We start from the raw sequence: 21,857 nt of genomic DNA, 5'->3' as shown, positions 1-21,857 counted from the left end.
TCTCATGCAAAGTATGAAAAGGGGCCGCTGGCTACTTTGGTAGAAAGAATAAGACTGCTCAGAGGAAATTTCTGCTAGTTAGTAGGTTTTGCAATCAATTTTCACCCACTATTTGTCCCGATTGAAATTCTATCGGTATCTTTCTGTACTTAATCATTTAGCCTAAAAAACTACTATGCTGCGGATCCTTCTTATCGTAACACTTGTCCTGAATTTTTCTCTCAGGGCTCAGTCTCCCATCTTTTCCTCTAAAGCCCTACATCATCCCATTGTTGCAAAAAATGGCATGGTAGCCAGTCAGCATCCTCTTGCTACACAAGTAGGTATAGAGATTCTGGAGCAGGGAGGAAATGCCGTAGATGCGGCTGTAGGGGTGGGATTTGCGCTCGCAGTTGTTCTTCCCAGAGCAGGAAATTTGGGTGGTGGTGGTTTTATGCTGGTGCATGAAGCGAATAGTGGAGAAACCAAAGCCATCAATTATCGGGAAAGAGCTCCGGGAAAAGCCAGTCGAGATATGTATTTGGGGAAAGATGGAGAAATAGATCGAGCCCTCATCAACTCCAGCTATCAGTCAAGCGGAGTACCGGGAACCGTATCAGGTCTTCTCTTCGCATTGGAGAAATATGGTACGATGAGTCCCAAAGAAGTATTAGCGCCTGCTATCCGATTGGCGAAAAAAGGCTTTGCAGTAACCTATGATCTGGAACGGGTATTAAAGGCACTGGAAGGCAGAATCAGAAAATGGCCGGAATCAGAAAAGATTTTCTATAGAGGAAAGCAAGGATATTATGAATCGGGAGATTTGTTGGTGCAGGCAGATTTGGCGAAAAGTCTCAAGTTGATTGCCAAACAGGGAGCCAAAGCTTTTTACGAAGGTCCAATTGCAGAATTGATCGTAGCTGATATGCAGGCTAATGGAGGCTTGATCAGCATGGAAGACATGGCCGATTACAGCCCTCAATTCATGGATGTGATTTGGGGAGAATTTCACGGCTACCAAGTCGCCTCTATGCCTCCTCCGAGTTCCGGAGGCGTTCACCTCCTACAAATCCTCAACATACTCGAAAAATATCCCCTCAAAGAATCAGGGCACAATTCTGCAGCGAGTATCCATATGATGACAGAAGCGATGAAGCTCGCCTATGCCGATAGAAGCAAGCACCTGGGTGATCCCTTATTTTGGAATGTACCTGTCGCGGAACTGCTGGACAAGTCCTATGCGGATCATCTGCGAACAGGTATTGATCCGGAAAGAGCCCGTCCTTCGACTGAGATTATGCCTGGGAATCCTACGGATTATGAAAGCGAGGAGACTACGCATTTTTCTGTCGTAGATAAATATGGCAATGTGGTCAGCAATACCTATACCCTCAATTTTAGTTTTGGAAATGGAGCGGTGGCTAAAGGAACTGGCATTTTGCTGAATAATGAAATGAGTGATTTTGCTGCCAAGCCCGGTTCACCAGATGCCTTTGGTTTGATCGGGGGAGAATCAAATAAAGTAGAGCCGGGGAAAAGACCCTTGAGTTCTATGACACCTAGCATTGTATTCAGGGATGGAAAGCCCTTTTTGGTTACAGGAAGCCCTGGGGGAAGCCGTATTATCACGACCGTATTACAGGTCATCCTCAATAGCCTCGTGCATGAGATGAACGTTGCGGAGGCTACACATGCTCCCCGTATCCATCATCAATGGTTTCCGGATATCCTGTATATAGAAAAAAATCTAAATGCAGATACGCGCGCGATTCTCGAAGCTTTGGGACATAAGATGACCGAACGCAATGCTATGGGAAGTACGCAGTCGATCATGATCAAGGATGGCTTGCTATATGGCGCATCAGACCCTCGCAGGCCTGATGCCAGAACCAAGGGATATTAATACACAACATATCATCTAAAGGAATCCTGTCATCCTGAGCGGAACTAAGGGCCTCATTCTCCCCCTATCTCCTTTCCTCATCCCTGAAAAGATATAGGATAGGCGCTTGGGTAAAGCTTAGATTCTTCGACGGGACTCGGGAAGACACAGGATTTTTTGCGTCTACTTTAAGCTAACATCTTTTGCCTTCTCCAAAATAAACCACCCCCAATTATCACAACTCCCAATAATACCCATCCCCAGGGAAAAACTCCTTTTTCCAAAGGGGTATCATCCCCGATCAATGCAAAAGCACCCCAATAATAAGGATGGGTCAAATCCGAGTTTTCCAGATAGAAATCCCGAGCAATTTGTAAAGCTTCAACTTTACCTTTGCCTGCCGCTAATTCCTTATGATAGGCTTGCATAAGTTGTCGGGTAGCAGCATCATCTGCCTGCCAAAGAGACATCAGGATATTTGGGCAACCTGAATATGCAAAAGCTCGTGCAAGGCTCACGACTCCTTCTCCTTGCTGATATTGTCCTTGTCCTGTATTACAGGCGGATAGAATCACTAGTTCTGCATCCAGGTCAAGGTTGTAAATCTCAAAAGCATGGAGGAATCCGTCTTCCAAACTATCCTGGTCCCCGGGAGGTGCAAATAAAAGCCCACTGTACATGGCTTCCTCATCATTGACAAATGCATGCATAGCCAGATGAAGTACCTGGTAGTCTTTGGCCCTTCGTTTAAATGCCCCTTCGGTTGCCGCATTTCCCAGAAAGGTGTTTCCCCCATAATAATCTGCAATACTCGCTACTTCATCCTGGCTAAACCTCAGCTCCCCCACTACCCGATCCTGGTACATCCGTTTTAAATCCCGAGCCTCAGAAAATAATTCTGAGCCGTATTTTGGAGCGAAACCTGCAAATAGGTCATTTGCCCTATTCGTTGATTTTGATCTCATATAGCGTACAGTGGCCGAATATGCATATTGAATCCGATAGCTATGATATAAATAATCCAGGTCTCTCCAGTTTTTCGCCTCCATTTCCTCGGACAAAAGCAGATCAAAAGACAAATAAGATAACTTACCATCCGGAACGATAATAAGCTCCTGGTATTCTTTCCCCTCCAGAGCCTCTTTCAGCAAAAGATTATAGAGTTTTTTGGCCTGAGATACATATGATTTGATCGCATCCTCTCCTGAACCCAAAGCTTCTATCTTTTCCCTATTGCTATTTAAGGTCAGAAATACATCAAGCAGAGAATCCGTTTCCGAACTTCTTTCCAGTGAGTAAAAATTAAAGCTCTGCTTATCGATTGCAATGAGGAAGAGATGCTCCGCCCCTTCATAATATTCCAACAAAAGGCTCCCTTCCTTGAGATTATTTTGCAAGCTTTTGAGAGAAATACTTTCCTGTTTGTACTTGATGCGGTAATAATCTGCATACTCTGTTTCAATTAGTCGAACCAGAGAATCATAAGAACCCGTCAACTGCCTTTCCTCTGCCAGTAAATTTTGCCTTTTACTACTATCCCCGGAAGCTAAGGTAGCCTGAATTTCCCCTCCCAACTTTTCCAGATCCGAGAGGATTTGTTTTTCTCTTTCCAGAATCGCAGCGGGTATGCCGGCAAATCTTTCCGGGTCGGTATTACGAATGGACTCCAGCAAATAGGTAGATTTCCGATTTTCTGCCAGGGAAAAGCTATGTTCCAATGAACCTAAAGCGGGATTGAGGGTATGAAGTTCAGCCTCCACCCAAATTGCTTCTTCAATTACTTCTTTGATATATCCGGATAAAAAGGCTTTGCGTGATGCTTCGTATCGAAGGTCCTCATAAGTGAGGTTCAGCATTTCAATGACCTGATTATAGTATTGCTGTGCCTTTTTCAGATTTGCTTCTTTCTCTTCCCCTTCCCGGGCTAAGGCTCTAAAAGAAAAAGCCTTTCCCCAGAGGATCCAAAAAAGCTGTTCCTTATCATCTATCTTGTTAAAAGCTTCTCTTCCTGCTTCCTCAACCCCTTTCTCCTGATACAGTAAAGCTTCGGCCTGGTCGAGGTATTTCAAAGCAGCTGTATATTGCTTTTGCTGATAGAGATTGGTTCCGATATTTTCCAGGGCCCGAATCTTAATAAAAGGAGCCGTTTTCTCATCGATCCTGGCAAGTACCGTTTGATACATCTCAAATTCCTTTTCCTTACTGCGGTAGCCAAAAATATGAGCCATGCGCATGGATATTTGGGTGATCATCGGATGAGTTGAAGGATATAAAGATTCTGCTATTTCTATTGCTTCCTGAGCCAGAGATTCTGCCTGATCGAACTTGCCTAAAGACGCATAGCTCATGGCCATATTAGCATCCAGAAAGGCCAGGTTTCTTTGTTGAGCCTTGGGATAGTCCAACATGATTTTTCGAGCTCTTTGTTGCGTTTCCAATCCCTTTTGCAAATCCCCCATACCTCTTTGGGTATTGGCGAGATTCATGAGGCTAATCGCAATGGAAGGATGGCCGGGCGGCAGAACGGATTCCTTGATCTCCAGGCCCTTGAGTAAAAGGGCTTCTGCTCGTTTTTGTTCCCCTATGCGCTCATACACATTTCCCAAATTGCCATAAATTCTCGTCAGCATACCCAGATCATCCAGCTCCAATTTCTCATACAATCTTAAGGCTTCTTCATATAGAGGGATGGAAGCTTTGAAATAACCGTACTTAAAATCATAGTTAGCCTTATTGACGAGTATATTTATCAAAGGCTTGGCCGGTTTTTCCTTTCCCCCTTCTATCTCATAGGCTTTTTCGATGTGGAAGTAACATTTCTCCCGATCTCCCTGAGTATAGTAAAGAATGGAAAGTTGATTATGAACCTCACTGATCGGATATGCATCTGCAGGCAGCTCTTTTTCACAAGTTTTCAGTGTCTCCAGGAGCAACTGCAAGGATTTATCTCTTTCGCCTGCACTATTCAGAACCTCCGCCTGATAGACTTGTAAATACAGGTAAACGGATGTCCGCCCAGCTTCCTTGAAGAGTCTGTGTGCTTTCTCTATATAAAAAAGGGAGCTATCATAATTTGCCAGACGCGCAAATTCTTGTCCCTTACGTTGATAATTCCGGGCAAGGGTGGTATCTGCTGATTGAGCATATATTCCCCCAATAAAAAGAGAAGAAAAGAAGAGCAAGTAAAACAGGATAAAAGTTCTCGAGAGCTCAGACATATTTCCCATATATAGATCAAAACGAACCAGCCCTTAGAATTTACAGCTTTATCGCATGACTTTTATGCGGAACGCATAGCTTTTTCCAGAAGCTATATCCAGCAATCTCAATACATAGATGGCAGAAGGTAGTTCTCCCAGGGATAAACTGCTCCGAAACTCTCCATCTATGGCTTCAAATTTTTTCTTTATTCCCATAGGTCTTCCCATGAGATCAAACACAGCCCATTCATATTTCCCCTCTTGCATTTGACTAATCGAAATGTTCAATTGGTAGCGAGTTGGGTTGGGAAAAAGGCTGACCAACATATTTTCTGTTCGTTCAAAATAAACCTCTACCCAGGCAGAAAATTCAAACTCTCCATTTTTATCCACGCTTTGCAGACGATAGAAAGATGAGCCAAACAAAGGCTCAGGATCTTTTAGTTCGTAGGAACTAATCTCCTGCGGTCCTCCTTTACCGGGCACAAGGCCAATACTTTCCGCCAGCACCAAATCCTGGCTTCGTTCTATTTGAAAATAATCATGGTTGACTTCAGATGCAGTCTGCCATTCAATTTGGACGTAGTCTCCTTCTGCCCATGCATCAAAACTAAGTAACTCTATCGGGAAAATGGGATTCAAAGCGGCAGGAAGCCCTTCGATCCGGACGTGGCTATAACCGTCTTCATTTCCTCCTCCGAAAATGCTGTTGTTACTACTTTGTGTAAATCCCTCCCAAATATATCCTTGCCCACTTCCTCCGGTAAAAATGGAATTATTGCTATTCATCGCTAAGCGAAGACTAGCCACTCCATCATCTTCGCCTCCACTAAAGATTTGGTTATTGCTTGCCTGCAAGTAATAATGGCTTACATAGCCTTGCCCCAAACCTCCTGCAAATATTCGATTATTGGATGCCTGAGCAAAGCGCATCCGAGCAAAACCATCTTCTTCTCCTCCCGCAAAAATCAGATTATTATTGTTCTGACTAATTCGGGCCTGGTCGTATCCCTGGGAATCTCCCCCATTAAAAATAGGATTGTTTTGTCCCAGGAGAGTTGATCCGGCCATCAGGCTGCCCAATAGCCAGATCTTTATCCACCTGTATTTCATCCCGATTATCATTCAGCTGTTCTTACCCCACGGATACCTATCCATTTTGCTCGATCGGGATCATTGTAATTGGCCTGGTAGCGTGTACTGATTTCAGAGGTTCTGAATCCTACCCCTACGGTATTGACAAATGCCCAGTCTGTAAGCAGGACAAAACTTGCATTTCCCGTCGATGTGATATTGCCATCTCCATGCCTCCCGGAGAAGTCACGGGTTTGAGAATTCCCGACAGAAATAACTGCTTCATAGCAGTTTCCACTCATTTCCATGATCCCCCAATAAGTCGCTCCGGTTTCTTTGCGGGTTTTATTGATCGCACTTGCGGCAAAGATTCCACAACGCATAGGTGCATCTGCACCAGAATAAATGGAAAGGGTATTTGCATTCCCTACATTTTCCCCAAGACCCACAATCGTCTCATTTGCAGTACCAGCGTTTTGCAAAGTGTACAAGCCTTCTATATACCAGGAATCATCTCCCCAGGCTAGCTCATTGTTTACCGGATTTTCTGGACCCCGACAGGCTTTTTCATATTCCAATTCACTCAAAGGCCTCAAACCTGACCAATCGAGAAAAGCAGCAATATTTGCCCAACTAAGGTAATCCATGGCTCTCCAGGGATGTTCGGCGATTGCATAGTGATTCCCATCCTCTATCGGAAATACATTTACCGCATTTACGTAGAGGGGGCCGTCATTAGTATTTCTTTGATCAGTGGTAATATGGGCCAAAAAGTCCGCGTATTGCTGTTGGGAGCCTTCATATTTCATGCAGTAGAAAGCGTCATATCCTTTGGGGAAATCTGCAGGCAAGGTCCGGGTAGTGGAATAATCAAAATCATCATCATTGAGCATATTGATCGTATTGTTATTGCTCAAATTATTCACATTGGTACCTCCAAGGGTTAAAGCTGCTTCTGAGGTAATAAGGAAAGGTTGTCCACTATTTCCTGCCTCCAATTGTCCAAAGTCCTGCTGACCGTCTCCAGCATAAAAGGCTCCTTGTGGAACATAGACCATTTCTACTGCAAACACTGATATTTCCAAAACCTCATCATCAGCTACCCCATCGGCTCCATAATCCCAGCGAAGGCGAACATTCTGATAATTTACATTTCCGATCCCATCACTATCGCGGTAAATAAATATTCCTACGCCATCTGAAGTCGTATTGATAGTCGCACCGGAAGGAGCCAGATGTCCATCATTGGTCCCATTGACATAATGTAAGGTCGCGTGCTCCCATAATTGCTGATTCTTAGGGGTAAACTTCACAAACACCCAGGCTGCATCATAGTTGCTTTCGAAGGTTGAAGTGCGCCAGGAATTTTCCCAACTCAGGTCAAATTCTACAAAGTAATAATCATCACTCATATTCTGGTCTACCAGACTGACATTTTCGATCTGGATGTTATTTCCCCAGGCAAGATTAAAGAGCAAGGCGAGAACGGTAATAATTCTAAGCATTGTTTTACAGATTAAAATGGTTGAACGGTGGAATAAGGGGGAGCTAATCGTTTCTATAATGTTGAGTCGTCTGCATCCTCAGCTCAATCAACAGCCAAAAGAAAAAATTTTAAAAATAGTGCACCCTGTGTAAATTCAAGACTTATGACAGACGGGGAAATCATCCAGTCAATCCGTAGCGGAGGCTCAAGGCAAGAAAAAAGTCTACATCTGTTGTTTTCCAGACATCAGGGCTGGGTGCGTGGGGCCATGCTCAAGCATCAACTTTCTGAGGATGAGGCGCTTGATGCTTTTTCGGATGCTATTTTGGCTTTACGGAAACAGGTTTTACTGGACAGATTTAGAGGCGATAGCAAGCTTTCCACCTACCTTCATTCCATTTTTAGCCGTCGGTGCATTGATTGTATCCGAAAAAAATCGACTAATAGAGTAATTGCTGCAGAGAAACTGCCCGATTTATCAGATAAAGCGCCTAGTATTGAGCAAAGTCTGATCACCGGAGAACGCTTTGATGCCTTGATCGCTTATATTGATCAATTGGGAGAACCCTGCAAGCAAATATTGATGGATCGCTATTTCTGGGGCTATGAGGATATGAAGGAAATTGCAGAAAGAGCAGGGGTTAAGAATGCCAATACTGCTGGAAGTTTGCGCTATCGATGCATGGAGAAATTGATGAAGTTACTTAAAGGCAAAAAGATTTGAGTCAGGAAGAATTAGCACGAATTGAGGCATACCATGCCGGCAGCCTTTCAGGCAAAGAGCTTGAAGAATTTCTGGCGCTCTACAAAAGTGATCCTGCTTTTGCAGAGCAAGTGGAACTTTTTCAAACGGCTCAGGATGCCATTGAAGCCCTCGGACAACAGGAACTGAAAGCATCCTTTCGTCAGCAATATCAATCAAACCCCAAAAAGCTAAAACCTCTCTGGAAAAGGGCCTATCTAGTGGCTGCAGCCGTGATCACTCTTCTGCTAATCTTCTTTTTGTTTCAAGATAAAGCTCCCTCCCTCAATCCTTCAGAATTATATGCTTCCTATGAGCAGTTTGATCCCCTTTCTTTGGAAAGAGGAAATAGCGATAGCGATTCTCTTTTCCTGATTGCTAATGGTCTGTACAATGAGGAACAGTATGAAGCAGCTATCCCAATTTTAGAGGGATTGTTAGAAGAGGAAAATTTTGACCGAAAGCCCTACGCCCGTTTGCATCTGGGCATTGCTCAACTCAAAAACGGAAATGACGAAGCTGCCATGGATGTTTTACAGCAGATCGGAGAAGATAGCAGCTTTTATCTTCAAGCCCAGTGGAAGCTTGCCCTGGCTTATCTGAAACAAGGAAATACAGAGCAAGCAAAAGAGATATTGGGAATGCTTACAACAGAGAGCAGAACTTACAAGAACAAGGCCCTGGAGCTCCTGGAGGCGATTTGAGGCCTTTTTCCTTAAAACCTGTGCGTTAATACCAGTTTCATAGTTGCTGTGCTATTTTCTGTTGTATATCGCTCGAGCAGTTCTTGCCAATTATGGGTATAGACGATGAAAAACTCATTGCCAGGAGAAAGTATCCATTGAAAACGATTGTTCATGCCTAGTCTTTTGCTCAGGTTGTCCCATTGTATGAAGGATGCAAAGGAGATGAAGGGAGTAAAATCAAAGCTACTATTCAAACGAAACAAGCTGGTTTGGAAATCTCCCTGTTCCAAAGAAACATCCGTCAGAATGTAAGTGGCCGTAACATTGATTCCTGGCGTAGGCCTTCCTGTGATTGCCAAAGCTGCCTGCCTTCTTGTCCCTGACCAAAATTCTCCGGCATCCAGATCAATCCTGGCAGAAAGTCGTCTATAGGAAGCACTCTGCAATTCTAGATTAACTACCCAGTTTACATAATCATCCAAAGGTATAATGATCGATTGATTTCGAAGGATATCAAAATCGGAAGTAAGGCGTTCAAATTCCCGACTCAGGCTAAAAGATATGCGATCTGCCGTTTCGAAAGTCAAATCAAAAAATTCGAAGCGAATCTCCTGCGTTAGGAGTTGCCAATTCATATCCATCAAATGTTCGAAGCGGAGTCCATAGCTGATGTCTCTGATGAGCTCACTTTTTTCTATAAGAGGATTAAAACCAACTGAAGGCTGGAAGCGGCGAAACCCCACTCTTGGATGAAAACCCAATGCAGGTTCAAAAGCTGTCCCGAATTCCCGATAGGAAGCATGAGCGAACCAGGGTCGATTGGGAAAATTGATTCGGAATCCTCGAGAAGTTCGGTCAAAAAATTGGCTATTGGTATCTGCAATTGTCTTGGGATTGTGGTAGACGAAAAAGCCCTGGAACTGAAGGTTTTTATCCCCCATGAAAGTTGAGGTATTCAATTCCATGTCTGCTCCTATGGTTTGCCGAACTGTATATGGGATTTGATTCGCAAGACCATCTTCGGTTGTTCTGCGTGTATACACCAATCCTATACGACTTTCTTTCCCTATATTCCTTCGAATCCGGGCCACGCTAAAGTCTTCATGGAATAGTTGCTCTTTTATTCCGACCCTCACATGTTGAACCGCAATATTATTCTTTCCCACATTACCCAGCAGTCGCACTCCCCCAATAATTGGAATCGTTTGCCCTCCAGATAAACCGATGGTCCTACTGAAATATGGCCTAACACCACTTGCTGCGGCAAAGGAATAAGTACTGGAGCCTTCAAGAAAAAAATCTCTCTTCTCTGGAAAAACCAGGGGAAATCGCGTGAGGTTTATCTGACGATTATCTACTTCTGTTTCTGCAAAGTCTGTATTGTAGGTAATCGAGGCTTTTAGCTGAGGAGTCAAATTGTAATTGACGTCAAAGCCCAAATCACTTGAATATTCTGTTTGGAGTTCCCCTTGTCTAATGGTCTGGTTTCTTCTTCCAGCAGCATAGGGAACAAATTCCAAACCAATGCCTTGAGAAATCTCTGAAAGGCCAGATAAAGTGCCTGCATTTTGCGGTCGGTTTAGTCCCTGGCTTCTCAAATGCCCGCTCCACAAAATCTCTTCATTTTTTCGCCTAATCGTACGTTGAAAATTGATGCCCCAGCGATCTGCATTGGGATCAAAGTTGAGGGTCCGAAAGGGAATTCGGATTTCGGCTGACCAGCCATCCGCCCTTTTTTGGGTCCAGGCCCTCCAAATCCCATCCCAGTTCAGATTCAGGCTACTCCCTTGCCCGATCGTAAGCAAACCATCCTGCATCGCTCCTGCCGGATTTATCGCAAAGTAATAGGCATTTCGACCATCTGAAAAGGTATCCAGAATCCACATAAAGCGGTCGTCTGTACTCAAAGAGGCGTCCCTTTTCTTCTGAAAAGCTTTAATCTGATCCGGCTCCGAATCAAAAAAATAGATAGCTATATAGAGGTTGTTTTTGTCATAAGCGATCCGTACTTCTGATCTTTCAGAAGGTGCACCTCCTTCGACCGGAACTTGCATAAGGAAGTCAAAGGCAGGTTCTATTTGCTTCCAAAAATCTTCTTCCAATCGGCCATCCAAAAACAAAGCCTCACTTTCCTGAATCTTGTAAGCCTGGATATTTTTGGGCGAAAGGCTTTGTCCCAAACTTATTTGAGCAGTTAAAAAGGAAAATAAAAGGAGCAGGAAAAGATTCCTGAGAGACAAGAGATGCATACTAACAAATAGGATATTTTTTTCAATCTCGACAATTGGCTTGCAGACGATTTGCCACAGCATATCTTTATTTTGAAATTCCTGATCGAATCCGGGAAACAATCATGGATAAATCTTGCTTTATATGAATATGAAAGCTCCTCTTTATATCCTTCTTCTCGCAGGATTCTTTGCCTGCAATCAATCCTCTCAGGTCAGCCAGCAAGCTCCCGCTTCAGAAGACAGTGCAACTAAAGCAACAAAAACCAAATGGTACACCCGAGGTCCCGCCAGTTATGACGGAACCGGTAAATACTACCAGGGGCGAGAAATCTCTCAGGTCATGGGGCATCTGGGTGCTCCCTGGCTGGAAAGACCGGAACGAGAAGCAGAAGAAAAAGGAAGTGTGATGATCAAGGCTTTGGGATTAAAGCCCACAGATGTAGTGGCGGATATTGGAGCAGGCTCGGGATACTTCGCTTTTCAGATGGCGCTTATGGTTTCTGAAGGGAAAGTAATCGCTCAGGACATTCAGCCGGAAATGATTCAGATCATGCGGGCAAAACAAGAGAAAAATGGAATTGAAAATGTGGAGTATGTATTAGGCGGGGAAAAGGACTCCAAGTTGGCTGCCAATTCTGTAGACTGGGTATTGATCGTTGATGTGTATCATGAATTCTCATTCCCCAAAGAAATGATGGAGAGTATCGTAAAAGCCCTGAAGCCAGACGGAAAACTGGCCTTGGTCGAATATCGAGGAGAAGATCCTGAAGTTCCCATTAAGCCCAGACATAAAATGACGGAAGCTCAGGCAGTAAAGGAGATGAAAGTGGTGGGATTAAGCTTACTTGAAAATAAAGATATGTTGCCGCGACAGCATTTGATGATTTTTGGGAAATAGAAAACTTCTCGCATGGCATAAACATGCAAGAAGTTTCCTTAGAATTTTTAGCTTGATTCTAATACTCCAGGATTAATTTCTCGGTAAATCCATAGCCGGATTTCCATTGAAAAAATCGAAGGGCCTTATTTCGAATGAGTGCCAAAGCACCGGCATGACTGGCCAATCTTCCGCCCGTACCATATGGTGCATTGCCATAGTATACCAAAGTACGATATCCGTATTTTCAATAGACCGATTGGCTTTTACCCAACTGGGTAAGCCCTGATCCGGAAGGGAAAGGGTCGGATAATCTCCGGCTGCAAATTGCTCTGAGACATCATAAGGAGTTGCCCAAAGGTGGTGATTGATAAAGCCCGCTCTACGACGAGGAAAATCATCCGCACTCAGCAAGGTATTGGTGGTTTTTCCCGGCATCAGTTGATAGCTGGTAGGATAGCCCACGTGATTTTTCCGACTGGTACTTAACACCCGCCAAAGGGCAGGTTTGTGAAGATCAATATTCACTTTGACATCCCCTTCTCGCTTGGGAAACATAGGATCTCGTACCCATACACTTCGACGAGGATGTTCTTCTGGGAGCATCCGCTGGCGTAGGCGATCCATAACCAGATTATTGGTGCTTCCATCCACATCCAGATCGATGCGGTAGCTGAAATAATGGTCGTGATTTACCGCTACGATATGAGGATCGACAAAGCGCCCGTAGAGATCATCGTCTTTTCTATTGGGATCATTGGCGTCTTTCTGAATCGCAGGCTTGGCTTCTGCAATACCTGTTGCTCCCAATTGAACCCGTATGGAACCATCCTGTTGAAAAATCCAGTCGAATACATAGTCATAATTACCTAGAACGGCTGCAGAGCGAACGACCAGATCGCGTTTCTTACGACTTTCCGGTTCCATGTCAAAAGAATAATGTCTCCAACTGGGATCGCCGCTTTCGCGTTCAAAAATGGCAATGATCTGCGGAACCGGGACAGGTCTACCGTCATCCCCACAAACCAGTGCATTCATATAGTGTGCATAATCCGGTGCATCCAGGCCTTTGAGTAAAGGCTTGCAGAGTCCTCCCTGGGTATATTCTCCAGCATCCAGGAAATTGCGGTGGTACCAGTCAAAAGCGGGATCCATATAGGGCACAAATATTTCTGACAAATTCCCTTTATAGAGAATGGGGCGACGATCTTCCCCTTCGCCATAAGTTACCGTAGAAATGATCATGCCCACACGATGGTCCGCTTTGATGTGAAATCGCCACTTTTGCCATTCGACTATGTGTCCGTCGAGGCTGAATCCTTTTCCCATCGGTTGGGAGATATGAATGGGTCCGGGAACTTCACGGGTTTTTCCGATAGAAGCCGGGTCATAATCTATATTTTCTTCAGGTAGAGGCACGACTCCTTCATCTACTACGCGCAAGATCTTTTGCTCGCGAAGATCAACTACTACAACCAGACCTTCAATTCCTCTACTCCAGCTGTTTCGGACACCTTGCACATCAATAAATCCCGCATGCCCTATGCGCCGGCCTTTCTGCTCTTCCGTACCGTAATATCCGGGAGGTGATACAAAAAGATCAATGAATTGTAAATCATCGTAGCCTCTTTTTTTCATGGCGGCAATTACTTCGGGATGCTTTTTGATGGTATCCACCATGCTTCCAAACTCTTGTCCCAGCCAGGTAGGCTGAGCATCTTCCAATTCCCGCCAGATATCCAGTTTCTTTTCTTTCAGGTTGATTTCAGCATGATAAGCGGTCTTGCCTTCGTGTACAGTAGCATAGGCCCCTCTTTCGAAAGGCTCGCCTGCTTTCCATTTCCAAACCGCTTGCTTATCGGGTTCTCGTAAATTAATCATGGAAAAGCCGGTGCCATCGGTCAAGTGTCCCTCAGCTCGGAGAACTTCCAGGACGGTCCAGTATTCCTGCCAGCTAAGCGGATCAAGGGGATGATTCTGGCTCAAGGCTGAAAAACAGGATAGGGACAATAGATAGATCGCAAGATGTAATCTTTTCATTGGAGTGTTTCTTAGGATTTGAGGGAAGGCGAATGTTAGGTAATAGAATTTAAGGAAAAGCTGACAAAGGGTAAAAGGATTGCACTAACATTGTGATGGAATAGGCGCCTCAAGAGGTGCAGAACCCTTTAAGAATGAATGAGCATACTAGGCCGTAGCAGAAATGTAACAAGTTTCAATCCTGAATAAAATGCCTATCTTAGAGTTAACCCGATTTCACTAATGCCCCATGTCCGCCGATCACAAATTAGCAGTCATTCTTTTTGCCGATATCGAAGGCTATACAGCCATGATGCAGCAGAATGAAGAAACTGCCCTCAATGTGATGAACCGGTTTAAATTGGTTTTAGAAGCAGAAACCGTACAAGCTAAAGGGCAGGTTGTCCAATACTTTGGGGATGGAGCCCTACTAACCTTTGAAAGCGCTGCCAGTGCGGTAACATGTGCTATGGCTATGCAATCTGCATTTCAAGCAGAGCCTTTTGTTCCCGTCCGCATAGGGATTCATTTAGGAGATGTCGTATATAAGGCAGGAAATATATTTGGAGATGGGGTCAATGTTGCATCGAGAATAGAATCACTAGGTGTACCCGGTGCGGTTTTAATGTCGAAATCTATTCAGAATCAGTTGAAAAATAAAACGGGATTTCTGACACAGTCCCTGGGAAGGTTCGAATTCAAAAATGTACAAGAAGCCCTGGAGGTTTTTGCTTTAAGTAATGAAGGCTTTGTGGTGCCCAGAAGAGGAGAAATGAAGGGGAAATTAAAGCACAAAAAGTTCTCTTTATTGAAGCAAAGCTGGATCATTGCAACAGTTATTGCCTTTTTGGGAATCTTAAGCTGGAATTTTGGGCCTCATGCCTTCAATTCCACAAGCAATACGAGTGAGGATGAAATTAACCCAAAACAAAAATCTATTGCTGTACTCCCTTTTCGAAATCTCAGCGAAGATTCTTCTCAAGTATATTTCAGCGATGGTATGGCAGAAGAAGTACTTAATGCCTTGACCCAACTTAAAGGTCTTAAAGTATCCGCCAGAACTTCCTCATTCCAATTTAGAGGTGATGAAGTAGATTTAACAGAAGTCGGAGAGAAATTGGGGGTAAAAAATGTCCTGGAAGGGAGTGTCCAAAAAAGCGGGAATCGTTTACGCATACATGTCAGGCTAATAGATATTGAAAACGAATCCCAGATTTGGTCAGATCGTTTCGATAAGCGATTGGAAGATATATTCCTTATTCAAGATGAAATTGCCCAGGCAATTGTCGGACAATTAGAGTTAAGATTTAACTTCTCTGAGAATCTTCAGCTTGTCAAACCGCCTACGGATGATAAAGAAGCTCATGACCTATACCTAAGAGGACTTCACTATTCCAATTTGGCCTATTTCCCACAAGCAATTGAACAATTTGAAAATGCAATACTTCTCGATTCAACTTTTGCAGCAGCATATGCTCAATTGAGTATGGCAAAATTCAGGTTATACCAACCTGTTGCCAGAGTTTTAGACCATGAGCTTGCAGCCGAGGTTCGGAAGCTTGCTGAAAAAGCATTGGAACTAGATAGCACCCTTGATCAAGCTTTTGAAGCGATGACCTTTGTTTATCATGACTTCGATAATGATTACCAAAAAGCAGAAAAATTATTACGGAAGGCATTAGAACTTAATCCATCTTCGAGCTCTCTATACTATCGACTATTCTTCAATTCTTTGTTCCAGGGTTCTTCTACAGATTCAGCACTAATGTATTGCCAAAAGAATCTCGATCTTGATCCCCTAAATGCAATGGCACATATTCAACTTGGTCTGTACTATTTTTATTCAGAAGATACCCTCTCCTCTCAAAAAATTCTGATCGAACTTGAATCATTGTTTCCAAGAGACCCTTTGGCTATTTGGTGTTCTGCACTTATAAGTTTCCGCATGGGAGACTATGAACATGCGTTAAAAAAATATGAGCCTCTTCTTCCTATTATCAAATCCATAAAGTCAACACAATACTATATGCATTACCTCCAGTTTTTGGCAAAAGTAGATTCTGTCAGTGCTAGAAAAAAGCTGTTAGAATTTCAACATGATGCCAGCTGGTCGGCCTCTCCCTATGCATTTGCAATCATCTACAAGAGTTTGGGCGAAACGGATAAAGTATTCGAACATTTGGAAGAAGCCATTCAATCTCAGGATTTTGCTTCCTTAAGGTATATCAGATTTGATCCTTTCTGGCATGATTTACGAGGGAATCCTCGCTTCCAAAAATACCTTCACCAACTGAATATGCATCTCCCCTCCTTTGATGGACAGGATTGGGGGATTCCGTATTTGGAGGTTTCTAATTGATTCTCAAAAGAATCAGTTTTCATATGGTTTCGCACTACCCATACCTCTCCCGCCACAAATCCTTCATGTGCGCATTGACCTCCCATAAATTTGCCAAAGGCTGTTTCGTATAAGGCAAGGCCCACATATATCCGGGAGGGCCAAATTCGGTAGTCATGGTCAGGGTTTCACCTGCTTTGGATTTATGTTCCACGACTTTGTCCCACCAGGCAAAATGCGCATCCAGGGCTGATTTATATTCCGGTGCTCGAGGTTCCGGAACTTGCGGCCCCTCCTGAAAACCTACACGCGAATGTACATGGTCTGTTCGTTCCAAGGCCAAATCAACTGCTTCCTGCTGATCCTCCAGTAATGACTCATGCACCACCGTCCAATGAGAGATATCCAGGGTCAATCGCAGTTCCGGCATGGCTTTGATAAATTTCCGGGCCAAAGGAGCATTAAAAAGAATACGCCCTCGATGAGTCTCATGACTGATAGGAATACCGCTTTCCTTATGGCGCTTAGTGGTATGCTCAATGAAAGCCTGGTTCTGCTCAAAACTAAAATAGTCTTTGCCTGAATGACAATTGAGAAAATCCGGTTTCATCTCAAGCGCATAGTCCACATAATCCTGAAAGGCCTTGAGATTTTCCTCATAGGTCTTGCCCCAATTCCCTGCAAGGAAACCGTAGGACAAGCCATGCTTTTCAACCGCTTCCATAAAATCCTTCACTTTTTTCTCTCCCCGCGGAGCCCAAACTTCTACCCCATCGTAACCAGACTCCTTGGCTTTTTTACAAAAGGCCATAGTATCGCCTTCAAAGCCCCAGTTTGTCGCGTAGATTTTGAGTGTAAAGTCCCGGGATATGGGAAAGGGAGCTTTGTTTTCTTCGAAAAGGGAGCTTGCGCCCAGAGCAAATGATGCTCCTGCGCCGAGGGAAGATTTGAGGAAGTTTCTGCGGGTGTTGCTCATAATGCAGTGTTTGTGTGTTAGGGTGTTTGGGTATTAGCGTTTATGTGAGGATAAATTCCCACACTAATACTCTAACACCCTATAACGCTAATACGTCGTTAAATTATCTCTCTTATCACCTCCCCCTCAACATCGGTCAAACGAAAGGGTCTACCTTGAAAATCATAGGTGAACTTTTCGTGATCAAATCCCAATTGATGGAGGATGGTTGCTTGGATATCGTAAACCGATTGCTGACCTGCGATGCCGCTATAGCCGAGTTCGTCGGTTTCGCCATGGCTGATGCCGCCTTTGATGCCACCACCGGCCATCCACATGGTAAAGGCATCTGGATGATGATCGCGTCCGGCCCACTTCTGCCCTACTCCATTTCGGTTTTCCTGCATGGGGGTACGCCCAAATTCTCCGCCCCAGACGACCAGGGTTTCTTCCAACAAACCTCTCTGCTTGAGGTCTTTCAGGAGGGCAGCTACAGGTCTGTCCGTTTGATTGCATTTATCAACAAAGCCAATGTTTAAGGCTCCACCCGGACCCGTTCCATGTGTATCCCAACCCCAATCAAAAAGCTGAATAAAACGAACCCCATTTTCGACCAGTTTGCGGGCGAGCAATGCATTATTGGCGAAGGAAACTTTGCCGGGTTCCGTTCCATACATTTCATGGATATAATCTGGTTCTGTATTGATATCCATCACACCCGGAACTGCCGTTTGCATACGAAAGGCCAGTTCGTATTGAGAAATACGGGAAAGGGTTTCTGGATCACCAAATTCTTCATGGGTCATTTTATTGACCTCATTGATGGCATCGATAGAAGCTTTTCGAATGTCTCTATTTACGCCTTTAGGATCATTGAGGTAAAGGACGGGTTCGCCTTTACTTCGGCATTGAACGCCCTGGTAGACAGATGGCAGGAATCCACTGCCCCAAATTTGCTTACCGGCATCCGGATTATTTCCCCCGGAAGTCAGAACCACAAATCCCGGCAAATCCTGATTATCTGTACCCAGTCCATAAGTAACCCAGCTACCTATACTCGGTCGCCCGATTTGTGCACTTCCTGTATGCATGAGCAATTGTGCGGGTGCGTGATTGAATTGGTCGGTATGGACAGCTTTCAAAAAACTGATGTCATCGGCCATTTCTGCTAAAAAAGGCATACGTTCCGAAATCCAGGCTCCGGATTCTCCTCTTTGCTTGAATTTCGCCTGAGGGCCTAGCATGCTCGGCACACCACGAATAAAAGCAAACTGCTTGCCGGCCAATAAAGATTCGGGGCAAGCTTGTCCATGCAGTTTGGCGAGCGTAGGCTTGTAATCAAAAAGCTCCAACTGGGAAGGAGCTCCCGCCATATGAATGTATATGACTGATTTCGCCCGGGAATTGAAAGGAGGAAATTTTGAGGCCAAAGGATTGCCCGGATCGAAGGCTGTGGGGATATTTTCCTCCATCTTTAATCCACATCCTCCAAACATAGCCGAAAAAGCCAGGGCTCCGAGTCCCCAACCGCTTTTCTTGAGGAACACCCTCCGGCTTTCCAGCTCCAACTTTCTATGAAGGGCTTCCTTGGGTAATTGATGATTTTTCTTGCTCATGGCTATTTGGTAAGAAATTCGTCAAGGTTAAACATGGCATTGGCCAGCATGACCATAGCAGCAGCATGGGCTACTTCCTCATTTTCCCATTCGCCCAAGAGCTCTTTTGCTTCCTCTTCATCCTGCTCATAATTTTCTTTTGAAGCCTCATATAAATCCCCAAAGACTTTCAATTTATCTGCTGGTATGGCTCTTCCTACCGCTCGCATATAAGCTATGCTTATCTTTTCTTCCAGTGATGAATTGCCTTGTTTCTCTATCCATTTTGCAAAGTTTTGTGCAGCTTCCACATAAACCGGATCATTGAGGGTTAGCAGGGCTTGCAAAGGCGTATTCGTCCGAATCCTTCTCGAACTGCAAACTTCCCGATTGGCTACATCGAAAGTCTCCATGGCCGGATAGGGGGATCCTCTTTTGACAAAGGTATAAAGCGCTCTACGGAAACGATCCTCTCCTTCACTTATCTTCCAGGCTTGAGAATTATAGGGTGCGGCCCACACTCCCTCCGGTTGATATGGCATGACGGGCGGGCCGTACATTTTTTCACTCAACAAATCACTTACGGCCAGAGCCTGATCTCTGATTTGCTCAGCAGAAAGTCTGACACGAGCTCCTCGGGCATAGTATTTATTGTAAGGGTCAGCGTCCCGTTTTTGGGCATCCACCACACTGGATTGTCGATAGGTATCTGAGAGCAGGATTTCTTTTAATAGTCCTTTTATGCTCCAATTGTGGGTATGCATAAAGTTCCAGGCCAGATAATCGAGAAGTTCCGGATGGCTGGGAGGAATGCCCTGGCTACCCAGATCTTCAAGCGTTTCTGCCAATCCTTGTCCAAAAATTTGTTCCCAAAGTCGATTGACTATGGTTCGGGCAGTCAGGGGATTTTCCGTACTGACGATCCATTGAGCCAGTCCCAGACGATTTCGCGGAGCATCGGCTGGGAAGTCAGGCAAAATACCGGGCACATCGGGCTGAACTTCCTGTTCAGCTACCAGCCAATTGCCTCGATCAAAAACATGGGTTTTACGCCTGCGATCTTCCGGATTCTCTCGCATGATCAGGCTATGATCCGCCTTGCTTTGCATAAGTTCCCAAAAGCGCTTTTCATTTTCAGCATAGGAAGCCGTCCCTTTACCCGGCAAATCCTCTACAAATGTGAACCAATCAAATTGGAAGCCCATCGCATCAGGATTGCTTGCCATACGAGGATTGTCATAGAAGATATATAGGTCATGTGTTCCAGTCGTTTTTTCAATGGGAAATTGGTAGAAATCAGCAATGGCTTTTGACTTATCCAGTTTGGCATCCAAAATTTTCTTTCCAGCGGGAGCATCGATATGAATCCGAATTTTGCCCCCATCTCCATTCCTGAGAACCCGCATCAAGAAAGCATCCTTTCCACTTAGGTCAAGATGTCTAAAACGAGCCATGCCTTTGTATCGAAAGCCCAAATATTTGGTGTCGTACAAAGCCGCATTGACCATGGAGTCTGTTTCCAAAGAATAGCTAACCGGCTGCCAGGTTTTGAGGAAGCCTTCTATCTTACTTGCTTTCTCCTCCGAACTTTGTGCTCCCACCCATTTCTTGAGGGAAGCCAATTCTCCCTTTTCTACTTCTGAAAACATGCGCAACCAGGGATAGTCAGGATGGGTATCATTGTCGCGGGTATTATTGAGAAAAGCCATGAATTCATAGTACTCCTCATGGGGAATAGGATCGTAGGGATGGCCGTGGCATTGGGTGCAACTGAAGGTAGTTCCCATGAGGGCTTCCCAGGTCGTGTTCACCCGATTGATGATGGCATAGGTGCGGAATTCTTCATTATTGGTTCCCCCTTCGTCATTGGTGGTGGTATTTCGGTGAAAGCCTGTGGCGATGTATTGAGCATCTGTGGGAGTAGGAAGAAGATCGCCTGCCATTTGTTCGATAATGAATTGGTCATAGGGCAGGTCCTGATTGAAAGACCGAATGACATAATCGCGGTACTCCCAAATCGTACGGGAAAAATCACGTTCAAAGCCTTTGCTATCTGCATAGCGTGCCAGGTCCATCCACATCGCGGCCCATCTTTCTCCATAGCTTTGTGAAGCCAGAAGACTATCAATTACTACCTCGTAGGAAATGGGATCTTCTTCTCGTAGAAAAGCTTCCCTCAATTCATCCGAAGCTGGCAATCCCGTCAGGTCAAAACTCAGTCGCCTTAGCAGCACTTCTTTCTGCGCTTCCGGATTAGGACTCAGTCCCTTTTCCTCCATTTTTTGAGCAATGAAGGCATCGATGCTATTAGCCCCCCAATTTTCACTTCCATTTATATCAGCTCGTAAGGTTTCCTTCGGCACCTCTACCTCCTTTAGCGGAACATAGGCCCAATGTGTACCCCATTCTGCCCCTTCCTCTATCCATTGCCTCAAAATCTCTACCTCATTTTCTGCCAAAGCATCCTTCTCAAAAGGCATGCGTTTTTCGGGATTGGAATGAGTAAGTCGTTTGATCAACTCACTATTATCCGCATCAAAAGGGATGATGGCTGGATGCTCGGATTCCGTTGGAGCCATAGCCAATTCCCGGTTCAATAGACTAAAGCCTCCGTTTTGTTTTACTCCGCCATGGCAGTGGATGCAATTCTTGTTCAGGATGGGTTTTACCTGGGTGCTGTAATCTATTTTGGGGCCGGAATTGCATGCAGAAAGGCCTATGCCAAGGATTAGGACAGATGTTCCAATCAGGTAGCTAGTAAATCCGGAAAGTTTGAGGGCCGGCATAGTAGTA

Annotated in this window: 13 protein-coding genes; 5 read left to right on the top strand and 8 right to left on the bottom strand. The window is 44.6% G+C overall.

Annotation, left to right across the window (positions count from 1 at the left end):
- Positions 1-175: 175 nt before the first annotated feature.
- The gene (ggt, locus tag R8P61_29725) at positions 176-1,882 is read left to right on the top strand and encodes a gamma-glutamyltransferase (protein MDW3651294.1); all 1,707 of its coding nucleotides are present in this window, start codon (positions 176-178) and stop codon (positions 1,880-1,882) included.
- 167 nt (positions 1,883-2,049) lie between these two features.
- Here ggt and R8P61_29720 read toward each other — a convergent pair whose 3' ends face one another.
- From R8P61_29720 to R8P61_29710, 3 genes are read right to left on the bottom strand one after another with little or no spacing between them, the layout of a single operon-like run.
- Positions 2,050-5,079: a CHAT domain-containing protein gene (locus R8P61_29720; GenBank protein ID MDW3651293.1), complete on the bottom strand. Its 3,030-nt coding sequence runs from the start codon at positions 5,077-5,079 to the stop codon at positions 2,050-2,052.
- 48 nt (positions 5,080-5,127) lie between these two features.
- Positions 5,128-6,174: a T9SS type A sorting domain-containing protein gene (locus tag R8P61_29715; GenBank protein ID MDW3651292.1), complete on the bottom strand. Its 1,047-nt coding sequence runs from the start codon at positions 6,172-6,174 to the stop codon at positions 5,128-5,130.
- 8 nt (positions 6,175-6,182) lie between these two features.
- Positions 6,183-7,640, bottom strand: a complete 1,458-nt coding sequence (locus tag R8P61_29710) for a hypothetical protein (protein ID MDW3651291.1) — start codon at positions 7,638-7,640, stop codon at positions 6,183-6,185.
- A gap of 144 nt (positions 7,641-7,784) precedes the next feature.
- Here R8P61_29710 and R8P61_29705 point away from each other — a divergent pair, with 144 nt between their 5' ends.
- Entirely contained in the window at positions 7,785-8,345 is a 561-nt protein-coding gene (locus tag R8P61_29705) for a sigma-70 family RNA polymerase sigma factor (protein ID MDW3651290.1), read from the top strand.
- Positions 8,342-9,067 (top strand): tetratricopeptide repeat protein, encoded by a 726-nt coding sequence (locus tag R8P61_29700; GenBank protein MDW3651289.1) that lies wholly within the window; start codon positions 8,342-8,344, stop codon positions 9,065-9,067. The genes R8P61_29705 and R8P61_29700 overlap by 4 nt, the downstream gene beginning before the upstream one ends.
- 11 nt (positions 9,068-9,078) lie before the next feature.
- On the opposite strand, the gene R8P61_29695 is transcribed toward R8P61_29700, so the two are convergent.
- Entirely contained in the window at positions 9,079-11,298 is a 2,220-nt protein-coding gene (locus R8P61_29695; GenBank protein ID MDW3651288.1) for a carbohydrate binding family 9 domain-containing protein, read from the bottom strand.
- A 124-nt stretch (positions 11,299-11,422) separates the two neighbouring features.
- Between R8P61_29695 and R8P61_29690 the strand changes: the two genes are divergently transcribed.
- On the top strand, positions 11,423-12,178 hold the full coding sequence (locus R8P61_29690) for a class I SAM-dependent methyltransferase (protein ID MDW3651287.1): 756 nt from the start codon (positions 11,423-11,425) through the stop codon (positions 12,176-12,178).
- Between the two features lie 72 nt (positions 12,179-12,250).
- On the opposite strand, the gene R8P61_29685 is transcribed toward R8P61_29690, so the two are convergent.
- Entirely contained in the window at positions 12,251-14,197 is a 1,947-nt protein-coding gene (locus R8P61_29685; protein MDW3651286.1) for a hypothetical protein, read from the bottom strand.
- Positions 14,198-14,426: 229 nt separating this feature from the next.
- Here R8P61_29685 and R8P61_29680 point away from each other — a divergent pair, with 229 nt between their 5' ends.
- On the top strand, positions 14,427-16,535 hold the full coding sequence (locus R8P61_29680) for an adenylate/guanylate cyclase domain-containing protein (protein MDW3651285.1): 2,109 nt from the start codon (positions 14,427-14,429) through the stop codon (positions 16,533-16,535).
- 34 nt (positions 16,536-16,569) lie between these two features.
- On the opposite strand, the gene R8P61_29675 is transcribed toward R8P61_29680, so the two are convergent.
- The 3 genes from R8P61_29675 to R8P61_29665 form a co-directional block, all read right to left on the bottom strand.
- Positions 16,570-17,490, bottom strand: a complete 921-nt coding sequence (locus tag R8P61_29675) for a TIM barrel protein (protein MDW3651284.1) — start codon at positions 17,488-17,490, stop codon at positions 16,570-16,572.
- Positions 17,491-17,588: 98 nt separating this feature from the next.
- Entirely contained in the window at positions 17,589-19,085 is a 1,497-nt protein-coding gene (locus R8P61_29670) for a DUF1501 domain-containing protein (GenBank protein ID MDW3651283.1), read from the bottom strand.
- Positions 19,086-19,087: 2 nt separating this feature from the next.
- The gene (locus R8P61_29665) at positions 19,088-21,850 is read right to left on the bottom strand and encodes a DUF1553 domain-containing protein (protein ID MDW3651282.1); all 2,763 of its coding nucleotides are present in this window, start codon (positions 21,848-21,850) and stop codon (positions 19,088-19,090) included.
- Positions 21,851-21,857 lie beyond the last annotated feature (7 nt).

This window comes from Bacteroidia bacterium, assembly GCA_033391075.1.
Lineage (GTDB): Bacteria > Bacteroidota > Bacteroidia > J057 > J057 > JAWPMV01.
This window is presented reverse-complemented; position numbering and strand designations above follow the sequence as displayed.

Excerpts from the sequence above, each read along its gene's own strand:
- ggt (MDW3651294.1), top strand. The coding sequence starts at position 176 with ATGCTGCGGATCCTTCTTATCGTAACACTTGTCCTGAATTTTTCTCTC.
- R8P61_29720 (MDW3651293.1), bottom strand. The coding sequence starts at position 5,079 with ATGTCTGAGCTCTCGAGAACTTTTATCCTGTTTTACTTGCTCTTCTTT.
- R8P61_29715 (MDW3651292.1), bottom strand. The coding sequence starts at position 6,174 with ATGAAATACAGGTGGATAAAGATCTGGCTATTGGGCAGCCTGATGGCC.
- R8P61_29710 (MDW3651291.1), bottom strand. The coding sequence starts at position 7,640 with ATGCTTAGAATTATTACCGTTCTCGCCTTGCTCTTTAATCTTGCCTGG.
- R8P61_29705 (MDW3651290.1), top strand. The coding sequence starts at position 7,785 with ATGACAGACGGGGAAATCATCCAGTCAATCCGTAGCGGAGGCTCAAGG.
- R8P61_29695 (MDW3651288.1), bottom strand. The coding sequence starts at position 11,298 with ATGCATCTCTTGTCTCTCAGGAATCTTTTCCTGCTCCTTTTATTTTCC.
- R8P61_29690 (MDW3651287.1), top strand. The coding sequence starts at position 11,423 with ATGAATATGAAAGCTCCTCTTTATATCCTTCTTCTCGCAGGATTCTTT.
- R8P61_29685 (MDW3651286.1), bottom strand. The coding sequence starts at position 14,197 with ATGAAAAGATTACATCTTGCGATCTATCTATTGTCCCTATCCTGTTTT.
- R8P61_29680 (MDW3651285.1), top strand. The coding sequence starts at position 14,427 with ATGTCCGCCGATCACAAATTAGCAGTCATTCTTTTTGCCGATATCGAA.
- R8P61_29675 (MDW3651284.1), bottom strand. The coding sequence starts at position 17,490 with ATGAGCAACACCCGCAGAAACTTCCTCAAATCTTCCCTCGGCGCAGGA.
- R8P61_29670 (MDW3651283.1), bottom strand. The coding sequence starts at position 19,085 with ATGAGCAAGAAAAATCATCAATTACCCAAGGAAGCCCTTCATAGAAAG.
- R8P61_29665 (MDW3651282.1), bottom strand. The coding sequence starts at position 21,850 with ATGCCGGCCCTCAAACTTTCCGGATTTACTAGCTACCTGATTGGAACA.